Source organism: Massilia forsythiae (assembly GCF_012849555.1).
Taxonomy (GTDB): Bacteria; Pseudomonadota; Gammaproteobacteria; order Burkholderiales; family Burkholderiaceae_D; genus Telluria; species Telluria forsythiae.
Genome location: NZ_CP051685.1, coordinates 1679334 through 1704126, shown reverse-complemented (window position 1 = coordinate 1704126; position 24793 = coordinate 1679334). Strand labels below are relative to the sequence as shown.

The 24793-nt window shown below is 60.3% G+C and carries 24 protein-coding genes and 3 pseudogenes; 21 read left to right on the top strand and 6 right to left on the bottom strand.

Translation table 11 applies throughout. The features are described from left to right. Positions 1-81 precede the first annotated feature (81 nt). The 10 genes from HH212_RS07370 (at position 82) to HH212_RS07325 (ending at position 10253) form a co-directional block, all read left to right on the top strand. On the top strand, positions 82-1443 hold the full coding sequence (locus HH212_RS07370) for an ATP-binding protein (protein WP_229217618.1): 1362 nt from the start codon (positions 82-84) through the stop codon (positions 1441-1443). Then, on the top strand, positions 1444-2298 hold the full coding sequence (cpaB, locus tag HH212_RS07365) for a Flp pilus assembly protein CpaB (protein WP_169434811.1): 855 nt from the start codon (positions 1444-1446) through the stop codon (positions 2296-2298). A gap of 35 nt (positions 2299-2333) precedes the next feature. Further along, a complete protein-coding gene (locus HH212_RS07360; protein WP_229217617.1) occupies positions 2334-3857 on the top strand; it encodes a type II and III secretion system protein family protein in 1524 nt (507 codons plus the stop codon). Positions 3858-3866: 9 nt separating this feature from the next. Next, positions 3867-4145: a hypothetical protein gene (locus HH212_RS07355; protein ID WP_169434810.1), complete on the top strand. Its 279-nt coding sequence runs from the start codon at positions 3867-3869 to the stop codon at positions 4143-4145. Positions 4146-4229: 84 nt separating this feature from the next. Next, complete coding sequence (locus HH212_RS07350; RefSeq protein ID WP_169434809.1) at positions 4230-5408, top strand: CpaE/TadZ family protein; 1179 nt, start codon at positions 4230-4232, stop codon at positions 5406-5408. Positions 5409-5424: 16 nt separating this feature from the next. Continuing rightward, positions 5425-6768, top strand: a complete 1344-nt coding sequence (locus HH212_RS07345; RefSeq protein WP_169434808.1) for a TadA family conjugal transfer-associated ATPase — start codon at positions 5425-5427, stop codon at positions 6766-6768. Between the two features lie 24 nt (positions 6769-6792). Continuing rightward, positions 6793-7770: a type II secretion system F family protein gene (locus tag HH212_RS07340; protein WP_169434807.1), complete on the top strand. Its 978-nt coding sequence runs from the start codon at positions 6793-6795 to the stop codon at positions 7768-7770. 11 nt (positions 7771-7781) lie between these two features. Continuing rightward, complete coding sequence (locus HH212_RS07335; RefSeq protein ID WP_169434806.1) at positions 7782-8726, top strand: type II secretion system F family protein; 945 nt, start codon at positions 7782-7784, stop codon at positions 8724-8726. A 17-nt stretch (positions 8727-8743) separates the two neighbouring features. Continuing rightward, entirely contained in the window at positions 8744-9835 is a 1092-nt protein-coding gene (locus tag HH212_RS07330) for a LytR C-terminal domain-containing protein (RefSeq protein WP_169434805.1), read from the top strand. 91 nt (positions 9836-9926) lie between these two features. Further along, positions 9927-10253 carry a BON domain-containing protein gene (locus tag HH212_RS07325; protein WP_169434804.1) on the top strand — a complete coding sequence of 109 codons (327 nt, stop codon included), beginning with the start codon at positions 9927-9929 and terminating at the stop codon, positions 10251-10253. Between the two features lie 82 nt (positions 10254-10335). Here the strand turns inward: HH212_RS07325 and HH212_RS07320 are convergent, their stop codons facing one another. Then, positions 10336-11094 carry a GIN domain-containing protein gene (locus HH212_RS07320; protein WP_169434803.1) on the bottom strand — a complete coding sequence of 253 codons (759 nt, stop codon included), beginning with the start codon at positions 11092-11094 and terminating at the stop codon, positions 10336-10338. Positions 11095-11184: 90 nt separating this feature from the next. Beyond that, positions 11185-12813 (bottom strand): RNA repair transcriptional activator RtcR, encoded by a 1629-nt coding sequence (rtcR, locus tag HH212_RS07315; RefSeq protein ID WP_169434802.1) that lies wholly within the window; start codon positions 12811-12813, stop codon positions 11185-11187. Positions 12814-12995: 182 nt separating this feature from the next. Here rtcR and HH212_RS07310 point away from each other — a divergent pair, with 182 nt between their 5' ends. From HH212_RS07310 to HH212_RS07300, 3 genes and pseudogenes are all read left to right on the top strand, one after another. Further along, the gene (locus tag HH212_RS07310) at positions 12996-13253 is read left to right on the top strand and encodes a hypothetical protein (RefSeq protein WP_169434801.1); all 258 of its coding nucleotides are present in this window, start codon (positions 12996-12998) and stop codon (positions 13251-13253) included. A gap of 63 nt (positions 13254-13316) precedes the next feature. Beyond that, positions 13317-13808 (top strand): annotated as a pseudogene (locus HH212_RS07305) (RtcB family protein); the annotation flags it as partial. A gap of 720 nt (positions 13809-14528) precedes the next feature. Continuing rightward, entirely contained in the window at positions 14529-17213 is a 2685-nt protein-coding gene (locus tag HH212_RS07300) for a TrlF family AAA-like ATPase (protein ID WP_169434800.1), read from the top strand. 75 nt (positions 17214-17288) lie between these two features. Here HH212_RS07300 and HH212_RS07295 read toward each other — a convergent pair. The 3 genes and pseudogenes from HH212_RS07295 to HH212_RS27805 all read right to left on the bottom strand — a co-directional run. Then, a pseudogene (locus tag HH212_RS07295) lies at positions 17289-17612 on the bottom strand (DUF4158 domain-containing protein); the annotation flags it as partial. A gap of 12 nt (positions 17613-17624) precedes the next feature. Beyond that, positions 17625-18325: pseudogene (arsH, locus tag HH212_RS07290) on the bottom strand (arsenical resistance protein ArsH). Between the two features lie 150 nt (positions 18326-18475). Further along, positions 18476-18700: a hypothetical protein gene (locus HH212_RS27805; protein WP_211172470.1), complete on the bottom strand. Its 225-nt coding sequence runs from the start codon at positions 18698-18700 to the stop codon at positions 18476-18478. Between the two features lie 151 nt (positions 18701-18851). Between HH212_RS27805 and HH212_RS07280 the strand changes: the two genes are divergently transcribed. The 7 genes from HH212_RS07280 (at position 18852) to arsH (HH212_RS07250) (ending at position 23407) form a co-directional block, all read left to right on the top strand. Further along, positions 18852-19055 carry a substrate-binding domain-containing protein gene (locus HH212_RS07280; protein ID WP_211172469.1) on the top strand — a complete coding sequence of 68 codons (204 nt, stop codon included), beginning with the start codon at positions 18852-18854 and terminating at the stop codon, positions 19053-19055. An 18-nt stretch (positions 19056-19073) separates the two neighbouring features. Continuing rightward, positions 19074-19751: a molybdate ABC transporter permease subunit gene (modB, locus tag HH212_RS07275; RefSeq protein WP_169434798.1), complete on the top strand. Its 678-nt coding sequence runs from the start codon at positions 19074-19076 to the stop codon at positions 19749-19751. A 276-nt stretch (positions 19752-20027) separates the two neighbouring features. Then, a complete protein-coding gene (locus tag HH212_RS07270) occupies positions 20028-20372 on the top strand; it encodes an ArsR/SmtB family transcription factor (RefSeq protein ID WP_169434797.1) in 345 nt (114 codons plus the stop codon). A gap of 40 nt (positions 20373-20412) precedes the next feature. After that, on the top strand, positions 20413-20892 hold the full coding sequence (locus HH212_RS07265; RefSeq protein ID WP_169434796.1) for an arsenate reductase ArsC: 480 nt from the start codon (positions 20413-20415) through the stop codon (positions 20890-20892). 85 nt (positions 20893-20977) lie between these two features. Then, a complete protein-coding gene (locus HH212_RS07260; RefSeq protein WP_169434795.1) occupies positions 20978-22258 on the top strand; it encodes an arsenic transporter in 1281 nt (426 codons plus the stop codon). 13 nt (positions 22259-22271) lie between these two features. Beyond that, entirely contained in the window at positions 22272-22694 is a 423-nt protein-coding gene (gene arsC, locus HH212_RS07255; RefSeq protein WP_169434794.1) for an arsenate reductase (glutaredoxin), read from the top strand. Next, a complete protein-coding gene (gene arsH / locus HH212_RS07250) occupies positions 22691-23407 on the top strand; it encodes an arsenical resistance protein ArsH (protein ID WP_169434793.1) in 717 nt (238 codons plus the stop codon). The genes arsC and arsH (HH212_RS07250) overlap by 4 nt, the downstream gene beginning before the upstream one ends. 11 nt (positions 23408-23418) lie before the next feature. Here arsH (HH212_RS07250) and cadR read toward each other — a convergent pair whose 3' ends face one another. Further along, positions 23419-23850: a Cd(II)/Pb(II)-responsive transcriptional regulator gene (cadR, locus tag HH212_RS07245; RefSeq protein ID WP_211172468.1), complete on the bottom strand. Its 432-nt coding sequence runs from the start codon at positions 23848-23850 to the stop codon at positions 23419-23421. Positions 23851-23994: 144 nt separating this feature from the next. Between cadR and HH212_RS07240 the strand changes: the two genes are divergently transcribed. Continuing rightward, a complete protein-coding gene (locus HH212_RS07240; protein ID WP_229217616.1) occupies positions 23995-24552 on the top strand; it encodes a cation efflux transmembrane domain-containing protein in 558 nt (185 codons plus the stop codon). The last annotated feature ends 241 nt before the right edge of the window (positions 24553-24793 follow it).

Below are 24793 nucleotides of genomic sequence, written 5' to 3'. Positions count from 1 at the left end.
ACCTCAAGGTGATCAAAAAGCCGGTCTTTAGAATCAATCCGACCCTGTTTCAGAAAACATGACGTCTCGTAGGGGATTCCGATGTTTGAAGCACTATCGACAGGCAATACCGTGATCATGCACCGCGCCGCGCCAGCGGCCGTGCCAGCCGAGACTGATATTGTGCCGATCCTGCCGCGCCAGGCCAAGACGGTGCGCGACACCGGTCTTGAACCGCGCTTCGTCACCGACCTGGTGCTCAAGGCGATCCAGGCCAGCGGCAAGGCACCGCTACCGGTATTGGCCGGCAAGCTGCGTTTGTCGATCAGCATCCTGCGCGAAGTACTGAATCCCCTGATCGCCGAGCAGCAAGTGGAAGTCGCCTGGTGCGGCGAATCCGACATCGACATGCAGTACCAACTGACGCCCATTGGTCAGCGCGGCGCCGCAGATGCGCTGACGCGTTGCCGCTACGGCGGTCCGGCACCGGTCACGCTGGCGTCCTACCGCGCCATGGTCGAACGCCAGGCACTGCGCAATGTAGATGCAGAACGGACTACGCCGGCCGTGTTCGCCGCAGCGCTCGGTGAAGACGGGCTTGCGCAGGCCACCCGCGACACGCTCGGCGCAGCACTCTACGCGCGCCGTTCCTTGTTGCTGCATGGCCCGTCCGGCAGCGGCAAGACGCAGTTGGCGCACAAGCTCGGCCGGCTGCTGCCAGGACCGATCGCCGTGCCATATGCCTTGATGGCCGGGCGCCATGTCATCCGCCTTTATGATCCGGCGCTGCACGCCGCTCCATTGCAGCTGGCACGCCAGCAGGAAGAACGCCGCAGCTGCGACGCACGTTGGATCATCGCACAGCGGCCCCTGGTCCATGTCGGTGCCGAGCTCGGACGCGACATGCTCGAACTGCGCTATGACGCAGAGGAGGGCGTCTATCATGCACCACCCCACCTGCAGGCCAACAATGGCATGCTGGTGATCGATGATATCGGACGCCAGCGCATGCCGGCGGCTGAACTGCTCAATCGTTTCATCGGGCCGCTCGATACCGGTATCGACCAGCTGACGCTGCCGGGCGGCCAGACGGAGTCGATGCCGTTCGATGCCGCCATCGTATTCGCCACCAATCTGCGTCCGACCGCCGTGTTCGACGATGCCGCGTTGCGCCGCATCGGCTACAAGGCCGAAATCGGCGCCTGGCCGGCAGGCGCCTACCGTTCCCTGCTGCGCCGTCAGTGCCTGATGCGCGGGATCGAATATGACGACGGCGCGGCCGCCCACCTGATCGAGCGCCTGCATCCGCAATCCAGGCGTGCCCTTCTGGCCTGCTATCCAGGCGAGCTGCTCGACCGGATCGCAGACTTCGCCGGCTTTGCCGGAAGCGACGCACGCTTGACCATGGCGGCGGTCGAGCAAGCCTGGCACAGCATGTTCATCGCTGACGACGCGGAGGCCTAAGTGAAAAACAAGCGCGCTTTCATCGTGATGGCAGTCGCCATCCTGTTCGGACTGGCTGCCGTGGTGTTCGCGTCGCGCTGGCTGCTGAAACAGCCGGGTAGCGGCAATGGGCAGATCGTCGTTGCCGGCGCCGACATCAGCCTCGGCCAGCGCCTGGCGCCCGACATGTTCAAGCTGGCGGAATGGCCGGTCGGCAGCATGCCGAAGGATGCGTTCACCGATCCGCAGCAATTGAATGGCCGTGTCCTCAAGAATAATCTCGTGATGGGCGAACCGATCAGTGAAGCCAAGCTGGCGCCGAAAGGCACGTTAGGCGGCCTGTCGGCACTGATCGCGGAAGGCAAGCGCGCCATCACGGTGCGCGTCAATGACGTGGTCGGCGTTGCCGGGTTTGCACTGCCTGGTAATTATGTCGACATCATCGTCAGCACCCAGAAGGATGCAGCGCCCGGCGCCGACAGCCGCGAACAGAACATCTCGAAGATCGTGCTAGAGCGAATTCTGGTGCTGGCGATCGCGCAGGAGGTCAACCGCGACGAGACCAAACCAAAGGTCGTCAATGCGGTCACGCTCGAGGTGACACCGCAACAGGCTGAAACGCTCGACCTGGCACGCAGCGTCGGCTCGTTGTCGCTGGCATTGCGTAATCAAGTCGATCCGCAGTCGGCATCCACCGAGGGCGCGACCAAGCTCACGCTGCTGCCGCAAGCGAAACCGCCGGTGGTGCCAAAACCGGCGCCCAAACCGGTTCCTCCCCCACGCCTGGCGCCGGTGGTGGTCAAGGTGGCGGCGCCGGTCAAACGTGACTGCGTCAGTGTGCTCAATGGCCTGCGCATGACGCAGGAATGCTTCTGAATTCATACCGGGGTAATGCCATGAACGGATGTCTAATGCATACGCCGATGGTGCGTAGCCTGTTTGTCGCTGGCCTGGCCCTGGCCTTGGCTGACCCTGCATTCGCCGCCAAGTCCAAGGCGCAGAGTGGAGAAAATCCGGATCAGGCCGCGCCGCTACGTGCCGAGATCGGACCGAATTGCCGCGGTGAGGCAGCCAAACCGGCTCAACTGGCGCTGCAGGTCGGCAAATCGAGTCTGATGCGCCTGCCCGAAGCGGTGCAGCATCGCAGTGTCGGTAACCCGTCAGTGGTGCAGGCATTGCTGGTTGCGCCGGATACCCTGTACATCGCCGGTGTCGATGTCGGCACCACCAACATGATCGTGCAGGGCAGGAGCGGCCTGTGCAGTGTGCTGGACATCACGGTGGCGATCGATCCGGCACCGCTGCAGGCCACCCTGGCGGCAGTCATGCCCGATGAGCGCGACATCAAGGTGACCGCGGCTGCCGACACGCTGATCCTGAGCGGCGCCGTCAGCGATGCCAGTGCGGTGGCCCGCGTGGTAGAGCTGGCGAATGCCTATGTGCGTCGTCCGCTGCGCGCACTCAGTGTGCCGGACAAGGACGACAAATCCACGTCCGACCAATCTAATGCGGGTGGCAATCCCCCTGGTGCGCGTATCGTCAATCTGCTGGCGGTGACTGCGCCGCAGCAGGTGCTGCTGGAGGTGAAGGTCGCGGAGGTTTCGAAGACCCTGCTCGAACGCCTGGAAACCAACGCCAGTTGGACGTTCAGTCACGGCAGTTGGGCAGCGGCTCTGGTGACGAATTTCGTTACCGGGAAAGCGCAAGGCAATTACGTTGCGGGCAAATCTCTCGACAAGAACTTTGTCGGCGGTGCCGAGAAGCAGGATAGTCTGGTGCGCGTGCTAGCCGAGCCCAATGTCCTGGCAATCAGTGGCCAGGAAGGCACGTTCCTGGCGGGAGGGAAGTTTTACATACCGGTCGCTCAGGAAAATAACCGCGTCACCCTGGCCGAGAAAGAATTCGGGGTCGGCTTGCGTTTCATGCCGACCGTCCTGTCGGGTGGACGCATCAACCTGCAGGTCGCACCCGAAGTATCGGAATTGTCGCGCGACGGGATCGGTGTGTCTGCCTCGGGCACCTCGGGCACGGCAATCCTTCCAGTCGTCACCACGCGCCGGGCCAGTACCACCGTTCAGCTGTATGACGGCCAGAGTTTTGCGATCGGCGGACTGATCAAGAACAACCTGGCGGCCAATCTGAAGGGATTGCCGGTGCTTGGCGAGGTGCCGATACTGGGGGCACTGTTTCGCAGCACCGACTACCAGCAGGACCGTACCGAACTGGTATTCGTGATCACTGCGCGCCTGGTCAAGCCGTTGGCCGGCCCGGGTTACCAACTGCCGACCGACAAGGTCGGTATTCCCTCGCGCGGCACGATCCTGCTCGGCGGCCAGCTGGATGGTCCTGCACCGGACGTCACGACGGCATCCGGTTCCACGCCCGTGTCGACGCCACGCTCATCGCAGAGCAGCACCGGCTTCGAACTGAAATAGGAGGAAGCGATGGCTATCAGATGTAACCGCTCGACACTCGTGGCGTTGCTGGGCGCCGCGCTGGCAGGATGCGCTTCAACTCCCCACTTCGATGACAGCTTCGGCACTGCAGTGCGCGCCAACCTTTCCGCGCAGACGATCAGTCCGGCCGCTGCAATGAACACGAATCCGGCCGCCGGCATCGATGGCGCCGCTGCCGGCGCAGCCCAGACACGCTACCTGCGCTCCTTTATCGACACCGATACCAGAGCCAACCAATCGCTGGTCAATGGAGGCGGCATCAAATGAGACAGCTCGCGCCGATCTGGCATGAAGGCGCAGCGTCATACGACTCCTGTATGGACTTGATCGAATGCCGTTCCGAGGAAACAGATGAAAGCCCTTTTGATCAGCCGCGACACCCAGCTTTACGCGGAGATCTCCTCCCAAGGCGCGGCGCGCGTGCCGCCATTGAACGTTGCCACTACCCGCGACAGCCTGCGTGACGCCCTCGACCGTCCACTGGCGGACAGCCCCGGGATGGTCATCGTCGACATCAGCGATGCCGACACCGCCGATGGCGACTTGCTGGAGCGCCTGACGCGCCATTATGCGTCGGCGCACTTCATGCTGCTGACCGATAACCATCACCCGGACATCCTGATCCGCGCCATGCGCGTCGGCGTGCGCGAAGTGCTGCAACTGCCGCTGGTGCATCGCGCCCTGCACGAGGCGATCGACCGCATCGCCGCCAGCGCCGGCGTGGCATCGGTCCACGACGGCAAGGTACTCGCCTTCATCGCTTGCAAAGGCGGCAGCGGCGCGACCTTCATCTCGACCAATTTCGGCTACGCGCTGGCGACCCTGGCCGACAAGAAGGTGTTATTGATCGACCTGCATCGCCAGTTCGGCGACGCCACGCTGTATGTCTCGGACCAGAAACCGGCGATGACGCTGTCCGACGTCTGCCAGCAGATCGCGCGTATCGACGGTCCCTTTCTCGAATCCTGCCTGGTCCACGTCGCGCCGGGCTTCGGCGTGCTGGCCGCCGCCGACGATCCCAGCCAGTCGGTGGAAACCAAGCCGGAGCACATCGACATCATCCTGCGCGTGGCGCGTCAGCACTATGACTATATCTTGCTCGACGTCGGCCGCCAGATCGACGCCGTCTCGCTGCGTGCACTGGATACGACCGATGCCATCTACCCAGTGCTGCAGCTGGCCTTGCCCGACATCCGCGACGCGCGCCGGCTGCTCGACATCTTCCGCTCGCTCGGCTACCTCACCGACCATATCCGCCTGATCGTCAACCGCTACGAAAAAGGCGGCAAGCTGCGCCTGCAAGACCTGCACGCGGCCCTGGGCGCGGAAGTACTGCATACCATCCCCAACGATTACATCGCGGTCACCGACTCGGTCAACCAGGGAATCCCGGTACTGCAGTTGGCGCGCGGCAGTCCGGCGGCGCGCAGCCTGGCCGACTTGGTCGAAATCGTGACGGCGCGCCGTATCATCGAAACCAAGAGCGGCCTGTTCGATCGCCTGTTCGGACGTAGTGAAGTCGATTATTAATCAGAAGGAGCATTCCATGTCCTTGCGCGAGCGCTTGTCCGGAACCGACGAGGAACGCCAGCATCAGCCGGTACCGGCGGTGGCGCAACAAGCTTACCGAGAGCTGAAAAAGACAATGCACCAGATGGTCCTTGACCGGATCGACCTGGAACGCCTCAAGCGACTGACCGGCGAACAGTTCAAGCACGAGCTGGCATTGCTGGTGCAACGCATCATCGAAGAAGAACGGATCGTGCTGAACCAGCAGGAACGACACAACCTGGTACTCGACATCCAGCACGAGATGCTGGGGTTCGGGCCATTGGAACCTTTGCTGAACGATCCGAGCGTGTCCGACATCCTGGTCAATACCCACAGCAAAGTGTATGTCGAGCGGCGCGGCCGCCTGGAGCTCACGAATATTACCTTCCATGACAATGCGCACCTGATGAAGATCATCGAGAAGATCGTTTCGCGCGTGGGCCGGCGCGTCGATGAATCCAGTCCGATGGTGGATGCACGCCTGCCGGACGGTTCGCGCGTGAATGCGATCATTCCTCCGCTCGCAGTCGACGGCCCCCTGGTATCGATCCGGCGCTTCGGCGCGACGCCGCTGACGGTGCAGAACCTTCTCGACTACAAGAGTGTGACGCCGCCGATGGTCAAGGTGCTCGAAAGTCTTGGAATTGCCAAAATCAACATCCTGATTTCCGGCGGTACCGGCAGTGGCAAGACCACGATGCTGAACCTGATCTCGGGATTTATCCCGTCCAACGAGCGCATCGTGACGATCGAAGATGCAGCCGAACTGCAGTTACGCCAGCCCCATGTGGTGCGCCTCGAGACACGGCCGGCCAACATCGAAGGCAAGGGGGAAGTCACGCAGCGTGCGTTGGTGCGCAACTCATTGCGTATGCGTCCGGACCGCATCATCCTGGGCGAAGTGCGCGGTGCCGAAGCGATGGACATGCTGCAGGCGATGAACACCGGTCATGAAGGCTCGCTGGCGACGATCCATGCGAACACGCCGCGCGACGCGCTCGCGCGACTGGAAAACATGGTGGGCATGGCCGGCGTCAGCCTGACCCCGCGCGCGATCCGCCAGCAGATCTGTTCGGCCATCACCGTGATCCTGCAAGCCACGCGCCTGACCGACGGTACGCGCAAGGTGGTCAGCATCCAGGAAGTCACCGGCATGGAGGGCGACATCATCTCGATGCAAGAGATTTTTCGTTTCGAGCAGACCGGCGTCGACGCCGAGGGCAAAGTGCAGGGACATTTTTGCGCGACCGGCGTACGTCCGCGTTTCGCCGAGCGCCTCAGGATGTTCGGCGCGCCGGTGCCGGAAGACACCTTCGATCCGGATCGCATCTTTACCTAGCCGGCGCCCGCCGCGGAGTCTCGCATGGACATCTTTTTTTACGGTTTTGCGGTCTTCCTGTTTGCCGCCATCATCCTTGCCATCGAAGGCATCTACCTGTGGTGGGTGAATGTCCACGGCGCCGCGGCGCAACGCGTGGCGCGTCGCCTGCAACTCATGTCCGGCAGCCCGGGCCGTGCCGGAGAGCGCGTCTCGATCCTGAAGCAGCGCCGCTTCGGCCGGCATGAAGCGGTCGACCGGCTGCTGCATCGCCTCGCGATCGCGCATTGGCTCGACCGTCTGCTGATCCAGTCGGGGAAGCAATGGTCGGTCGAGATGTTCCTGCTTTGGTCCGCGGGCGCATTACTGGCCGGCGCTACCGTGGTGGTGCAGTGGCCGATGCCACTGGCGATCCGCGCCGGCGTGATGCTGCTGTGCGCCTTGGTGCCGCTGGCGCTGGTGCGACGTGCACGGGCGCGGCGCCTGGCCTATATCGAGCAGCAGTTGCCGGATGCAGCCGACTTCATCGCTCGGGCGTTACGCGCCGGGCACTCGTTCACCAACGTGCTGCAGATCGTCGGCAACGAACTGTCCGAACCGTTGAGCGGCGAATTCCGTATTGCCCGTGAGGAAATCAACTATGGCGTGCCGATGAGCGAAGCGCTGCACAATATGGCCGCGCGCATTCCGCTGACCGACCTGCGCTACCTGATCATTGCGATCCTGATCCAGCGCGAGACCGGTGGCAACCTTGCCGAGATCCTGAGCAGCATCAGCCACATCATCCGCAGCCGCCTGAAATTGGCGGCGCAAGTACGCGTGCTGTCGGCGGAAGGACGGATGTCCGCTTGGATCCTGGGTCTGTTGCCGTTCGGCGTTGCCGGCGTACTGGCACTGACCAACCTCGACTACATCAAACCGCTCTGGACCACGCCGCCCGGCATCCGGCTGTTGTGGACAGCACTGGTAATGATCGTCATCGGCGTGCTCTGGCTGCGCAAGCTGATCCGCATCCGCATCTGAGGAGCCATTGCATGACTAGCGCACAATTGCTGTTTCTCTTGCTCGTGTTTTCGATCGTCTGCGGCTTGGCCTGGCTCGGAATGATTCTGTTCGCTCCGGCCACCCTGCGGGCCCGGCTCGCCAGCTTCATGGGCGCGCGCTCCGAAAGCAACAAAGCGGATGGCAGCCGCTGGGTCGACCGCATGGCGCGCGCCGTGCGGCCACTGGGCAAGCTTTCGGTGCCGGAAGAGGGATGGGAAAAATCGGCATTGCGTACCCGGTTCATGAATGCCGGCTGGCGCAATCCGGCTGCACCGGCACTGTACTTTGCATCGAAGACCGTGCTCGCGCTGCTCATGCCGGCTGTATGCGGCATCACGCTGGCGCTGGTACCGTCGGCAAAACTCGGCGGTACCGCGATACTGCTCGTGCTTCTGCTGGCTGCATCTCTCGGTTATTACCTGCCGAACATGGTGCTGGATCGCTTCGTCAAATTCCGCAAACGCGAGATATTCGAGACGATTCCGGATGCGCTCGATCTGCTTACCGTATGCGTGGAAGCGGGTCTTAGCCTGGAACGAGCGATGGTCAAGGTGGCTGCAGAAATTCATATCAAAAGCGTGATGCTCGCGCAGGAACTTCAACTGGTTTTGATGGAAATGCGCGCTGGCTTCAGTAAGGAAAAAGCACTGCGCAATTTCGCGTTACGTGTCGGTGTCGACGACGTCGATTCGCTGGTAGCCATGCTGATCCAGTCGGAACGCTTCGGCACCAGCATCGGCGATGCCTTGCGGGTGTATTCGGAAAACCTGCGTACCAAGCGCCGCATGATTGCCGAGGAAGCCGCCGCCAAGATCGGCCTCAAGCTGCTGTTCCCGCTCATTTTCTGCATTTTTCCGACCTTGCTGATGGTGTTGCTCGGCCCGGCTGCGCTGCAGCTCATGGCCATGTTCGGTACCGTCCTCAGCAGTGATTGATATCTTGGGAGATCACCATGCCAGTCCGAATCCATCTTCGTGCCGCGCTTGTCGCACTGCCTTTGCTATGCAGCGGCGCGCTGCTGGGCTGCGGCGGTTTTTCCCCGCAGACGGCGTCGGCCATTGCCCACGCCAATCCTGCAGATGAACATTACCAGCGCGGCCGCATGTTGCATCTGGCGCGGCGCCCCGCCGAAGCGATCGCCGCTTACCAGGCTGCGCTGCAAGCCGATGGCGCCCACGTCAATGCCAGAAACGGCTTGGCGATCGCCTATGCCGAGCAGGGCGATTACGCCAAGGCAATCCCGATCTGGCGCGAGCTTACCCGTGGAGCAACGATGGATTCTGGCCCGGCTTACGCTTTCCTGTTCGGTAACCTCGGCTATGCTCATTACCTCCAGGGCGACTTCAACGATGCCTTGCCGGCGCTAGAAAAAGCCTGCCTGCTCGATCCGCTCAACCAACGCGCCTGGCAATATCTGGGCGAGACGCTGCAGAAACTCGGCCAGGATGAACGCGCCCGGCAAATGCTGCGCCAGGCCAGCGCGCTGCGCGAACATGATTTCCAAGTGGATTACGCTACCGCAACCGGTGGGCATAAATTGCCTGCAATTGAGCAAGCAGTACAACGTGTCCGGCAACCGGACCAGGAATGGGCGTTCACGGAGGTGATTGACAAGGGCAACGGATTACTCGAACTGCGCCGCGTCGCTTCCGCCAGCGTGGCGCACAAGGAGACGGCCAAGAAGGAAGGAGAGCAATCGCAGCCTCTCGTGCTTGCCGCCCTCGAAATCAGCAACGGTAATGGCCGCCAAGGCATGGCACGCAGGCTGTCGCGCCAGATCCAGGAGCCTGGCGTCAAGATCGTGCGCTTGAGTAACGAGAAGGGCTTCGCGGTACGCCAGACCCGCATCGAATATCAGCCGGCGTTCCGTGGGGTGGCCGAACGCTTGGCGCAACGCTTCGGCGCCAATATAGCGGTCGAAGTTGCCTTGGCTAGCCGCGCCGACGTGCGCCTGGTGCTCGGCCATGACTTACCGCCACAACGCATTGCCGTACGTTTAGATAACGCTTCGGGTGGCCATGCAGGTGCGGTCGCGGCGCCGTGATCGATCGCGGTCGCGTTTTCGCAACAGTATCGGGCGACAGGCTAAACCGAAATTGGGAATAATAAAAGCTCAATAAATTCGGAGAATTGCCATGACCTTTACTCGCCGTTTCCAGTCCGCCATCGCCCAATCCGTCATCGCCGGTACCCTGCTGGTGTCGCTTGCAGCATGCGCTCCTACCGCAACCCGTGAAGGCACCGGCGAATACGTCGATGATGCCGTGATCACCAGCAAGGTGAAAGCCGCCTTCGCCGCCGACCCGACGGTCAAGGCAACTCAGGTGAAGGTTGAAACCTTCAAGGGCACGGTCCAGCTGAGCGGCTTCGTCGACTCGCGCGAAAGCTCTCAGCGCGCCGTCGAACTGGCGCGCAACATCAAAGGCGTGACCTCGGTAAAGAACGACACGGTCATCCGCTAATGCTCATGGCCGGCATGGCGGCCTGCGCCACATGCCGGCATGCTGGCCGCGCGCCATCGATCGTACCCGCCTGAACGGCGTGTCATTGCCAGCTGACTTTTCCAAAACCGTTGGTCGTCGCATGGCGCGTCGCCGGCTTGCCATAGACGGTGGCCGATCCCATACCGCTCATGTTGACGTTGGCAGCGGTCCTGGCGAACACGCTGGCGCCGCCCAGGCCCGACATGTCCAGGTCGACCGTATCGGCACGTAATTGTTGAGCGTCGAGTCCACCGACGCCGCCCAGGTGGGCACGCAGCAGCTTGGTCTGGCCGCTCACCGTGATATGGCCAGCGCCGCCAAGGCGCACCTCTACCCGGTCGGCCTGTCCCGGGTCCAGCGTCAAGCCGCCCACACCGCCCAGGCGCGCATCGACTTCGCGATACTGCCCGGTAAATTTCACCGCACCCGCACCGTCCAGCGACAACCTTACCTTATTGCCGCTGAAGCCGGACACCTCGCTCGAACCGACGCCTTGCGACACGAATTCCTGCAGATTCGGTACCGTCAGGTCGGCGCGCAACTCGCCCTTGTTGTTTTCCATGCGGGTAGCATTGTCCATGTCGATCACCAGGGTGTCGCCGCGTTGCGTGGTCGTGATCTTTGCCACCCAACGGCGTTCGCCCGACAGCACCAGCGACGGCGGCCCCTGGCGCAGCGTCAAGCGCACGATGCCGCCCAGGCGCACTTTCGATACTGCGGCGTCCACCGGACGGTTTTCGCGCACGTCCTCGGCCCAGGCGGTATTGGCAGCGAGCGCCATGGTGCTGGCGAGGAGGGCGGTGCTGAGCAATTTTTTCATGTCATGTTCTCCGATACAGGGTTGATGAACCCACTATAGGCCGGCGAACATGCACCAACGCCGGGATTGCGACAGACTGCGCCATCGGCGTCATGAAGCGTCAAAATGCCGTATCGCCTCCCACGACAGCCCGAAGCGGGCCAGGTATTTCTTGAGCCGGTCCGCATCGTTCGGCTGGCGCTTGGCCTGGCGCGAGACCGCGAACAGGCTGCGCCCCGCCTCCGACAGCGAAGCCGAGCGGCAGCACACGTCGATCACCGCCTGCAGTTGCACCGCATCGAAGTGGTCGAGCTGTGCCGCCTCGCCGCCCAGCAGTCGCTTCAGAGCACGATCTTGAGGGGTGCTTGCAGATGGCAGCGGCGCTTCGGCGTCGTGCTGCCACAGGCGGCGCAGGCGCAGTATCTCGCCATCGACGATGTCGCTGGTCACGCGGCCCGCTTCGGCCAGCGTCGCCATGCGCATCACGGAAGCGGACAGGTCGCGGAAGTTGCCGGTCCAGCGCGCCTGCGGCGACAGCGCATAACGCATGTAGCGGTCGCGCGCCTCCTTGTTGAAACGGACCATCTGCCCATGCTCGGCGCCGAACGCGCGCAGCAGGTAATCGATGTTCGGTTCGATGTCTTCGCGCCGTTCGGCCAGGCCCGGCAATTCATAGGTCCATAAATTGATGCGAGCGAACAGATCTTCACGGAAGCGGCCATGTCGCACGTCCTGTGCCAGGTCGCGGTTGGTGCCGGCGATCAGTTGAAAATCGCTGTGTACTTCCTGGTCGGCACCGACCGGCAAGAAGCGTTTATCCTCGATCGCCTTGAGCAGCATGGCTTGCTCGTCCAATCCCAGTTCACCGATCTCGTCGAGGAACAACAGCCCCTTGGCGGCGCTGCGCAGCAAACCGGCGCGCTCGGCGGCGGCCCCGGTGAAGGCCCCCTTGACGTGCCCGAACAGGGTAGAACCGGCGCCATCGCCATGCAGCGTGGCGCAATTGATCTCGACAAATCTGCCATCGATCTGGCGACGCGCCTTTTTTAGTTCGTACAAGCGGCGCGCCAGGAAGGATTTGCCGGCGCCGGTCGGCCCCATCAACAGCATCGGCGCGCGCGACTTGATGGCGACCCGTTCGATCTCGTCGATCATTGCATTGAAGCGCGGGTTGCGGGTGGCGATGCCGGATTTCAGGAATGCCACGCCTTCCTGCTGCTCGCGCGTAAAACGCTGCGCGATCTGGTTGTATTTCGACAGATCGAGGTCGATCAGCGCCAGGGAGCCCGGCGCGCCCGGGGTGTGGCGCCGCGGTGGCGAAGTCTGCAATAGCCGGCCCGGAAAGTAATGCGCTTCGGTCATCAGGAACAGGCAGATCTGCACCACGTGCGTACCAGTCGTGATGTGGATCCAGTATTCCTCACGTTCCAGGTCGAATGGATAGTCCCTGGCGAAATCGTAAAGCGCGCCATACACCTGCTCGAAATCCCATGGGTCGTCGATGGCGACCTGGCGCGGCACGACCTCGGTTTGCGGGCAAACCGCCCCGATATCGATTGTCACCTGCTTCACCAGCGCATCGTGGTGGCCGCTGAACAGCAAGTCGATACGGTCGATGATCACGTCTTCGTGCTGTGCCAGCGCCACCGTCGGCCGCCATTTTTCCCAACGTGCGCTACCTTTTCCACTGTCGAGCTGAGTACCGATAAAACCGATGACGACCTTTTTCTTGTTTTTCATATTTATAAAAATTTATATTTAGGTATAAATTTACCATGAAATTTAGCTTGTAATGGCGGTAGCACAGGTTGATGACTTCGAAAAATTTTCTATTTCAATCAACTACTTATAATTAGACTCCATGCCATCGCCCATTCCTGGCACATGCCTTGCAAATAGAGACAGGCAAGCAAAGAGAACGCATGTGGCCAATCCAGGCCGATCACGACAGGGAGAACGATATGGGATGGATCATCAGCGTCGGCAAGGCCGGCGTACCAGGCAGAACAGCGGGCACGCGTTTGTTGTCGGTGGATGCCGATGTACGCGGCGTATCGGTCCGCGTCCAGGTATTCGCGAACGATGATCCGAGCGCCAGCCACGGCGAAACCGCGTTGACGGCCCGGCAGGCCCAGCGCGTCTGGCGCACCATCCTGTCGACCCTGGTCGAACCCAACTGAAGGAAAGAGACAATCATGGCAATCCAGCACAAGGCACAACAAGCTGCCCAGCACTACGACGTGATGGACGTGAACGGCGGCCGCCCGGTCAAGATGTGGACCCGCGGCGTGCCGGTCGAAGACGAAGCGCGCCAGCAGCTCGCCAACACCGCGCGCATGCCATTCATCTATAAACACATGGCGGCCATGCCCGACGTGCACCTGGGTAAAGGATCGACCATCGGCAGCGTGATCCCGACCCTGGGCGCGGTGATCCCGGCCGCGGTCGGCGTCGACATCGGCTGCGGCATGATGGCGGCCAAGACCACGCTCAGTGCCAACGACCTGCCCGACAACCTGGGACCGCTGCGCAGCGCCATCGAACGCGCCGTGCCGCACGGCATGTCGCCCAAGACGCGCGGCTTCAAGGGCCGCGACAAGGGTTCGTGGGATGCGCCGCCCGACGCGGTCGACACGGCCTGGCTGGCGCTGAAGGACGAATTCGACGTCATCTGCCAGAAGACCCCGAAGCTGAAGAACACGAACAACTATAAGCACCTGGGAACCCTGGGCACCGTTTCCCTGATTGATAAGAATTCTGTCTAAAGTTGTCAGTCCTTAGAACCATTCCAGTTGTTGTGTGAAGCCAACGGAGCCTATCGAGATTTGGTCAGTGGCAACCAAGATAATGTGCCTCGAGCTAGCATTGACACTGCCATTGTAGCTGCCCCCTGCCAGCGGCGAATATACAGGCAGAAACCCGACCGATCATGGCAAGCGCGGCTGCAAGCACCAGCTGCTCATGGATCAACGTGAGTTACGGCTGGTAGCCAAGATCTAGGGCGCAAAGGTGTTCGACCCGCTTCCTTATCCCGCTCGTAGAAGTCATTTTGACGGCTATAGAGCCTTCCGGTGTGCACGCAGACATCTAGGTAAGCTGCATACCAGTCCAGCCTACGCTTCACATGCGCATTGTGCTTGGGTTGTTGAGCGCGCCCCAGGATGCTACAACGTTTTTACAGCTTGCGCATCTCACATGAGCGACGAGCAGACATCCAGCAAGCGTTCCTATCGCTTGCCTGTTCGCTTGTCTATTGGAGGTATGTAGAACTGTTTTGTGACGCGCTAATCGGTCGAAGCAACGGTCCTAGGTCCGCCTTGAGATCTGCACTCTCGCGTTCGAGAGTGCACAAGTAGGTCGCCAGTTTCGTTATTTTTTTAACTAAATTGACCGACTAAGTTTAGGTCATGGCATAGTTCTATAACGTGCGCTTGCGGCGCTATTTGGAAAATGACATGACAGGAAAACTGGCGGAATGCACTGCCCTTCCAAACGGGGCGCACTTTTATCGAGGTGATCTACACATCCATTCGTACAGTGCGTCGCACGATGTGAAGGATGCAGCGATGACGGCGCAGTCAATCATCGACACTGCAGTGATCGAAAAGCTCGACCTCATTGCTATCGCGGACCACAACGAGATTCGAAACGTACGCGATGCGCTTGCCGCTGGCGAAGCCGCCGGAATATTAGTAATACCTGCTGTCGAATTATCCACTCCAGAAGGCCATTTGCTATGTTATTTCCCATCGCTGGAGGCGCTCGAGCAATTTCACGGCCGTCTCGATCTCTCTGAGCGGGGCACACAGAATAGCCGTTGTAGGACAAACATGAGCCGCTGCCTCGACTTGATTGAGGAGCAGGGTGGCTTTGGAGTATTGGCTCACATCGATGGAGGAAATGGTCTAGAAACCAACCATCCTGGCGCGTCGCCTCACAAGCTCGACATCCTATGTCATCGTGCGCTGTTAGGAATCGAACTAAATACTGCGCTTTCTCCTGTGTCATACACGAAGGACGACGTGGATTCAGTTCGCGTTGGAATCGGAAAGCAACGGATCGCAAAGTTAGGCCTCGGCGAGAGGCAGTATCTTGCTCGTATCCTGAATTCAGACTCGCACACTTTAAATGCTTTAGGACGCAATGCGCGACAAGATAGAAAGCTAACGCGCTACAAAATGACAGCGCCCTCATTCCTTAGTTTGCGACACGCTCTGGAGGAGTGCGACTCGCGAGTCCGTCTGGAAGACGAAGTGCCAGAGACAACACCGTTCGTCCTCGGAGCCGCGTTTGGCGGCGGCTTCCTGGACGGGCAAATGGTTCATTTTAGTCGAAACCTCAACTGCATCATTGGCGGCAGGGGAACTGGGAAATCAACAACTTTTGAGGCCATCCGATGTCTTGTAGGTTCAGAGAGCGAAGCTGAAGTAGTTAACTCTGAAGTATGGCCCAACCAGTTACATCTCTTTTGGAAAGACGAAGCTGGGCAGGAGCACAGTTTGTCACGATCAATCGGGTGTCAGATCGAGAATTTAGACAACGCTCAAGACGGCCCCATTGCCTTCGGAATTGACTGTTTTGGCCAAGGGGAGGCAGCGCGCGTGCGGGAGCAGGCGAAGGCAGATCCACTGGCGTTGATGAAGTACTTGGACACATTCACCGGCGTGGATGATGCACTTGGCGAGGAGGCAAACATATTGCAATCCTTACGCGACAAGCATAAAGATATTCTCAAAGCTGAACAGCAGGTCGCATCGATCCCTCAGGTTCAGCGGTCGCTAAGTACCGTCCAACAGCAGCTCATTGCGTTTGAAGCGGCTAAAGGGGCCGAGATCATGCAGTTGCAACGCAGCTTGGCAAACGAAAAAGGTCGACGCGACTCCCTTACCCAAAGTATTACGGACATTGGACGTGAGATTGCCAACTATTCAGTTGTGACCATGGTCGACGACGCAAGGGCATTTGTTGTGGGGGACGACATCACTACAGGGAACGTAGAGGCGGACGCAATCGCTGCGTTCGCTGACGAATTCAAGGAACGCGCAGAGGATCTCGAACAACAGTTGAGTGAAGCTTTCAAATCTTTTAAGAGCAACGCTGTTCGTCAGATGGAGGCGTGGACATTAAAAGAACGTCCTATTCGAGAAAATATCGAAACTAGGCGCGGTGCACTCGAGCAGCAAGGAGTAAAGCTGAACATGGCCCATGTTAACAAGCTTACCGCGGATGAGGCGAAGCACAAGCAGACACTAACTATGTTAAAAACATGGGAGCCACATCTTCAGCTTCTGCAAGCTCAGTACGCCGAGTTGCTGTCACAACGCTGGGCTGCGCGCACTCGCGTGGCAACGCTCCGACAGCATTACGCGGCTAAAGCGACGAGAGCGCTAGGGGAGGTATTAACCGACCTCCGGGTAAAGCTGCAATATATCCAAAGCGGCTTTGCCCAAGAAGCAGTAACCATTGTGGCATCAGCGTTAGGATGGAAAACAGTCAGTCACGCGAAGGCTAAACTTCTCATCTCTAGTCTTACAGTGCCTGGTCTGTTAGAAGCAGTTGCGAAAAAACGCATAGCAACGCTCACCGCAATTCTCACCGAAGATGGCACAAATCAGTTTGGTAAGGTTGAAGCCGAGGAAATCATTGCCAAGCTGTCCGAACCGTCTGTGAAGGCTTCGCTCGAACAATGTCATGTCGACGATTTTCCAAAGCTGACTGTGTCACGCCATACTGGCGGTGGGGACAGTGCCGCCGTAGTAAAGCGCGAGTTTTCGCAACTCTCTCTCGGGCAGCAACAATCGGTCTTGCTTGCCCTTATCCTGTCCTCGGATAGCAAGCAGCCCCTGATTATCGACCAGCCAGAGGACAATCTCGACAGCGAGTTCATTTTTCATACTTTCGTTCCTGTACTGCGCAGAGCGAAGGAACGGCGCCAAGTCATTATCGTCACTCATAATGCCAACATTGCCGTATTGGGAGATGCGGAGCAGCTCATCGTCCTCAAGACCAATCGCGACCGCAGCCAGATCGTCGCCCGGGGCTCTATCGATGACACAATGGCGAGAGACGCTGCTTGCAAAATCCTTGAGGGGGCAAAAGAAGCGTTCGCGCGGCGAGCACGCATTTACTGCATTTCATGAGCACGTATGCTGTTGCGCAGCCCGAAGGAGTTGTGGTGGCCCGACGCCGAGATCACATTAAAAACGACGTTAAGCGCGCAGCTCGTGCAGGTGCTCGTTGCGCGCCTTCTCCCGACCACCGAACTCGGAGAACGCCGTGGCGTCGCTTTGTACCTGCTTGGCGATCCAATGGATGACCGGATCGGACAACCTGGTGTCACTAGCCAGCGCGTAGCCCGGGTAACGCAGGAGGCGCAGTTGAACTGCGACGCCAAGGCGGTTGGCCGCGCCTCGCCGCTGCCGGATCGAGGCGGGATCCGCGTCAGTGAAGCCGTATTGCCGGGCCAAGTCATCCTTGCTTTCCGGCAATGCCAACAAGCTGGCGCGTTCGGTTTCGGAAAGCAGCGAGCGGCGCGGCACCGAGCGGAAGCGCTAGATCTTGGCGACCAACGACGAGATCAATTTAACTTGTCGCTCATTGCGCTCGCTGTAGCGATTGGTGAGATAGTCGATACGTCCGCGTAGCAGCCGCGTCATTTTGAACAGTTCTTCCATCACGTCCACTCCCCGATCGTAGTATGCGGACGGGCGCATACGCACGGCGTCGTCGAACTCCTTGTGGGCCATCGGCACCGACGACTGATTTGGGATGGTGAGCATGCGCATCCAGCGTCCCAACAGGCGCAGGGTATTGACCACGTTGAAGGACTGCGAACCGCCGCATACCTGCATCACGACCAGCGTGCGGCGCTGGCTCGGCCGCAGTGCGCCCTGTTCCAGCGGGGTCCAGTCGATCTGGTTCTTCATCCCCGCCGTGACGGCGCCGTGGCGTTCGGGGCTACACCACACTTGACCCTCGGATTACAGGGACAATTCGCGGAGCTCTACCACCTTCGGATGTGTCTCCGTACGCTGCCGGCCATCGGCAACTCCATCAGGTTAAAGATCCGCACCTCGGCGCCGAATTGCTCGAGGATGCGGGCCGCCTCTTCCGTCAGAAAGTGGCTGAAGGAGCGCTCGCGCAGCGAGCCATACAGCAGCAGGATGCGCGGCGGATGGTTCAGGTCACCAACGGGGGCGAGCTTTTCCAGGGTGGGCGTGTCCAACAGCGCGTCGTGGACGTTGGGTAGAATTTGGCAGCGTCATCAGATCCTCACTTTCTCGATGTTGGCGTCGGCGAAGTCGCCAGGCGGCATAGTGCCGGCCACCGTCGCCCCCTTAGGCGCGGCCGGATACAACCAGCAGAACACCAAGCGTCGCGGTCATGGCGCCGGCCAACTGGGCTAGGATGAAGCCAGGGGGGCGCCCGGACGAATACCGGCAAAGGTATCGGTCGCGGCGCGCGCCAACGTCACGGCCGGGTTGGCGAACGGCGTGACGGCGGGCCGACTGCGCGAGCAGCCAATGATGAAGCCGATCAGGCCGAAGGTGGCCACGAACTCGCTCCACCACTGCAACGCGCCGGTACGGACGTGCTGCGAGGCGAAGAACAACATCTGGTCGAACATACCGTGCGCGGTGGCCACGTGTAGTGGATGAAAAAAAGCTTCACTCGTTATCAACGTAAGTCATTGATTCAGCAAGTACTTGAACATCAAGAAAAGCTGGAAAAATTATCACTAGAGACATACATCTGTAGTTCTTACCATTGATGTGCGGATGAACAAAACTCTCACAACATACCGCTATTCGCTGATCCCTGACAACCTGCACGAGCCGCTGGAACAAGGCTTCATCATCACCAAGCGCGCAGAGAGGAACGCCGCGGCCCGACGATTCGCTGACTACATGAACAGCAAGCCTGCACGGGCTGTAATGACCAGATACGGTTTCGTTCTTCCCGGCGAAATCGCAGGCAAGTAAGGCGGACTGAGAAATGGAATGCTGACGCCCAGCGACCTGCAGGCCTTGTGGTTGACCGCGCGCCTGGCTGCAGTCGTGACTTTCGTTCTGCTGCTGGTCGGGACACCCATCGCCTGGTGGCTTGCCCGCACGCGGAGCTGGTGGAAAGGCCTGGTCGGTGCGGTGGTCGCCCTACCTCTCGTGTTACCGCCGTCAGTGCTGGGGTTTTACATGCTGCTGGCAATGGGCCCGAGCGGCCCAGTGGGACAGTTCACCCAGGCGCTGGGTGTGAGCTCGCTGCCGTTCACTTTCTGGGGGCTGGCACTCGCCTCCGTGTTCTATTCCATGCCCTTCATGGTGCAGCCTTTGCAAACGGCCTTTGAAGCGATTGGCAATCAGCCGCTGGAAGCTGCGGCCACGCTAGGCGCCTCGCCCTTCGATACCTTCTTTCGCGTGGCCTCGCCGCTGGCTGCGCCTGGCTTCCTGACCGCCTCGATCCTGACCTTCGCCCACACGGTCGGCGAATTCGGCGTTGTCTTGATGATCGGAGGTAACCTGCCTGGCTTGACCAGAGTGGCTTCCGTTCAAATCTATGACCATGTCGAAGCGTTTGAATATGTGGCGGCGCACCGGCTTGCGGCGGTGATGCTGATCTTCTCCTTTGTCGTGCTGCTGGCTCTGAATATCTGGCGACCCAACCCCAGGAAAGAAAGTTGACGTAGCTGGCGTCGTCTAGGTGAAAGGAACGGGCGATGAGAAATGCGCTGCCTTTGCCCAGACCTTCCTGTAGATCCGCAAGCGTGTCGATCAGCTTGTCATGCTTCTCTTGGAATGGATGGACGATCACGATACCAAGACCGAAATAGTCAGGGCGTTCGCTGCAATGAAACTATAAAGGGACTTCCCAAGCGTCCCTGTCGATCGCCATGCCGAGCTTGCTGCATGAATATCCATTCGACTATACTGGAATTATCAAATACTTGGAAACTTCACATGGACACGAAACCGGCTCTTGCCGCCCTTGCCGCACTATCCCAAGAATCGCGGCTGGCAACCTTCCGCTTGCTCGTGCAAGCCGGCCCCGCAGGTCTTTCGGCCAGCAAGATTGCAGAGGCATTAAGCGTGCCGCCGTCGTCGCTTTCCTTTCATCTGAAAGAGCTGACCCACGCGAACCTCGTCATACCACGTCAGGAAGGACGCTTCGTCATCTATGCAGCGAACTTTGACACGATGAATTCCCTGATCGGCTTCCTCACCGAAAACTGCTGCGGTGGCAACACTTGTTCGCCCGTCATTGGCTCGGCCTGCGGCACCACCACAGCCAGTTCGGCTGCCTGAACGACTCAATTACTTTGTCTCGAACCACTTAAGGATTACTGTGAACGTACTTTTTCTGTGCACCGGCAACTCGTGCCGTTCCCTGATCAGCGAAGCCGTTTTCAACCACCTGGCCCCAAACGGCTGGCATGCCATCAGCGCAGGCAGCCAGCCCACCGGCAAACTGAACGACCGCGCGCTGGCCCTGCTGGCCAGTAAAGGCATTTCGACCGAGGGCTACTACAGCAAGTCCTGGGACAACCTGCCGGTGACGCCGGACATCGTGGTCACGGTCTGCGCCAGTGCCGCGGGCGAAACCTGCCCCGCCTATCTTGGTCCCGTCCTGCGCACGCACTGGGGTGTCGAGGATCCGAGCCATGTCGTCGGCACCGAAGAGGAGATCAGCGCCGCTTTCGAGAAGGCCTACGCGATCCTGCGCGCACGCATCGAAGCCTTCCTGGCCCTGCCGCTGGACGAGCTGAAAGGCGACCGCGCGAAGCTCAAGGCAGAGCTCGACCGCATCGGCCACATCGAAGCCTGACCTACCGCCACATTCCCCTCGACGGCCGGGCGACAATCCCGGCCTTTTTCGTGAGCCCCTGGCCACGGCAGCCTGAAGGATTTTCGTGCTTACCGCTTTTCTCATCTTCCTGGCCACCCTTACTTTCGTCATCTGGCAGCCGCGTGGGCTGGGCATCGGCTGGAGCGCATCGGCCGGCGCCATTGTTGCCCTGCTCGCCGGCGTCATCCACGTCAGCGACATCCCGATCGTCTGGCACATCGTCTGGAACGCCACCGGCGCCTTCGTCGCCGTGATCATCATCAGCCTGCTGCTTGACAAGGCCGGCTTCTTCGAATGGGCCGCGTTGCACGTGGCGCGCTGGGGCGGCGGCAACGGTCGGCGCCTGTTTGTGATGCTGGTTCTGCTGGGAGCCGCAGTCGCCGCGCTATTCGCGAACGACGGCGCCGCGCTGATCCTGACGCCCATCGTCATCGCCATGCTGGCGGCCCTGCGTTTCTCGCCCAAGGCGACGCTCGCTTTCGTAATGGCGGCCGGCTTCATCGCTGACACCGCCAGCCTGCCGCTTGTCGTGTCGAACCTCGTCAACATCGTCTCGGCCGACTACTTCGATATCGGCTTCGCGCGCTACGCGGCGGTGATGGTGCCGGTGAACCTGGTGTCGGTGGCAGCCACGCTGGCTGCGCTGGTCTGGTTCTTCAAGAAGGACATCCCCGCCGACTACGACCTGGCCCAGCTCAAGCGGCCGGAAGAGGCGGTCCATGACCGGGCGACATTTATCACCGGCTGGTGGGTGCTGGCAATGCTGCTCATTGGCTTCTTCTGGCTTGACGACGTCGGTATCCCGATCAGCGCCGTTGCCGCAGTAGGCGCCGTGCTCCTGCTCGCGGTCGCGGCACGCGGCCACCGGATCTCGACCCGTGAAGTGCTGCGCGGGGCACCGTGGCAGGTGGTTGTATTCTCTCTGGGCATGTACCTGGTGGTCTATGGCCTGCGTAACGCCGGCCTGACCGATTACCTGACCGCCTTGCTCAACCGCTGCGCGGAGCACGGCATTTGGGGCGCAGCACTGGGCACCGGCTTCATCACGGCCATCCTATCGTGCATCATGAACAACATGCCGACCGTGCTGGTCGGCGCCCTGGCCATCGATGCTACATCGGCCCAAGGCGTTGTCCGTGAGGCGATGGTGTACGCGAACGTCATTGGTGCGGACCTCGGCCCGAAGATCACGCCGATCGGTAGTCTCGCCACCCTGTTGTGGTTGCATGTGCTGTCGGCCAAGAACATCCAGATCTCCTGGGGCTACTACTTCCGAATCGGTATCCTGCTGACGCTGCCGATTCTCCTGGTGACCCTGAGCGCACTGGCCGTGCGCCTGAGCTAAGAAAGGACCCAACATGGAAGTCACGATCTACCATAACCCCGAGTGCGGCACGTCGCGCAATACGCTCGGGCTGATCCGCAATGCCGGTATCGAACCGACCATCATCGAATACCTGAAGCAGCCGCCGGACCGCGCCACGCTGGCCGATCTGATTCAGCGCTCTGGCCTGTCAGTGCGCAGCGCAGTGCGCGAGAAAGGCACGCCCTACCTCGAGCTAGGCCTGGACAATCCAGCGACCACGGATGAGCAGTTGATTGATGCCATGCTTGCACACCCAATCCTGATCAACCGCCCAATCGTGGTCACGCCAGCCGGCGTGCGGCTGTGCCGCCCGTCCGAGGTCGTGCTGGATATCCTGCCCGTACCGCAGCGCGGCGCCTTTACGAAAGAGGACGGCGAACCTGTTGTCGACGCAGAAGGAAAGCGAATCAAATGACCAATATTCCGAATCTCCCAAACATCAAGCCGGAGCTGCTGGACCTGCCGACCATCGAGAAACTCGAACCGGTAGGCGACCTGAGCCACCCGCCGCGCATCCTGATGCTGTACGGCTCGTTGCGCGAACGCTCCTTCAGCCGCTTTCTCACCGAGGAAGCCGCGCGCATCCTGGAGCACTTCGGCGCCGAGGTGAAGATTTTCGATCCGATGGAACTGCCGATGGTCGGCAGCGTGCCCGAGACCCATCCAAAGGTGGTCGAGCTGCGCGAGCTGTGCCTGTGGTCGGAAGGCCAGGTGTGGTGCAGCCCCGAGCGGCATGGCGCGATCACGGCCGTCATGAAGAACCAGATCGACTGGATTCCGCTGGAAATGGGCGCGATCCGGCCGAGCCAGGGACGCACGCTAGCCGTGATGCAGGTTTGCGGCGGTTCGCAGTCCTTCAATGTGGTGAACACCCTGCGCCTGCTGGGGCGCTGGATGCGCATGTTCACGATTCCGAACCAGTCGTCTGTGCCGATGGCCTACAAGGAATTCGACGACGAGGGACGCATGCGACCTTCCGCTTACTACGATCGGGTGGTCGACGTGATGGAAGAGCTCGTCAAGATTACGCTGCTGATGCGTGGGCGCACTGATTACCTGACGGACCGCTACAGCGAGCGTAACGAACGGGCGAAGAAGGCGATCGATCGGCAAATCAGCCGAATTTGACCATACTGCGCTCACCTCGACGAATCAGCGGTTTCTTGAACCGCGGCCGGTTCACTAAGCTGCTTCAGTATCTCGCAAGAAGCCGCGGGGCGTGTCGAGCCGCATTTCGCCCGCAGCTGTGAAAGTTCGGTACGCAGCGTAGTTAGCTCAGCAATCTGCCGATCAACCTGATCAAGGTGCTGATCGACCAGCTCGTTCACCCCGCCGCAAGGCCGATCTGGCTCGTCGTGAAAATCGAGCAGGATCTGCACTTCGTCCAGCGACATCCCCAATGCCCGGCAGCGGCGGATGAAGTGCAAACGTTCCGCGTGAGCGGCGTCGTACAGCCGGTAGTTTGCATCCGACCGGACTGGGGGCGGCAACAGACCCTTCTGCTCATAGAACCGGATCGTCTCCGGCTGGCACGCTGTCAACTTCCCCAACTCACCAATTCGCATGTTCATTTGCACCTCGTGCTTGACCTTGTAGTAGCTACAGGGATTCTAATACGACTATTACTCGTAGAGGTTCCTATGTCGTCTTGCTGTTCAGGCTCATTCAGTTCCCAACCGTCGCCGCCAGATAACCGCTATCGCAAGGTGCTTTGGGTGGCACTGCTCATCAACGTCCTGATGTTTGGTGTCGAGTTGGTCAGCAGTATGAGGTCCGGCTCCGTTTCCCTGTTGGCCGATTCGGTCGACTTCCTCAGCGACGCCGGCAACTATGCCGTGTCGCTATTCGTGCTTGGGATGGCCACCATTTGGCGATCGCGCGCCGCCTATGTCAAAGGTGTTGTCATGGGCATGTTCGGGGTACTCGTGCTGGTTCGAGTGCTCTGGATTGGCATGGGTAGCCGCGTGCCGGAAGCCGAGACAATGGGCCTGGTCAGTATCGTTGCCTTCGCAGCGAACGGCCTGGTCGCGTTGTTGCTGTACGCCTTCCGCAATGGGGACGCGAACATGCGTTCCGTGTGGCTCTGCACCCGCAATGACATGATCGCCAATTTGGCTGTCTTGCTCGCCGCGGTCGGGGTGTTCGGCACGAAGGCAGGCTGGCCTGATATCGCTGTAGCAAGTATCATGGCGTTCCTTGGGCTCTCCGCAGCACGCGACATCATCGGTCGCGCCCGTTCCGAAATGCGCAGCCTGAGCACTTCAACTTCCTGATCACATGAGCCGCTGGGTACTCATCATTCTGCTGCTGGTCTATCCATTCCAGGTTGTCCTGGCCGTGGCAGACAGGTGCTGCGTGACGACCCCTGCTGGCGTCACGCATCACACTGTCGACCAAGGGTCCGGTATATCCGTCAGCGAACCCGTTTTCCTGGCCAGCGACGGCCAGTCAGCCCTTGTGGACCTACACTGCCCGGCCTGTACCTTCGGGCATAGCTTCTACCTTCCATCTGAT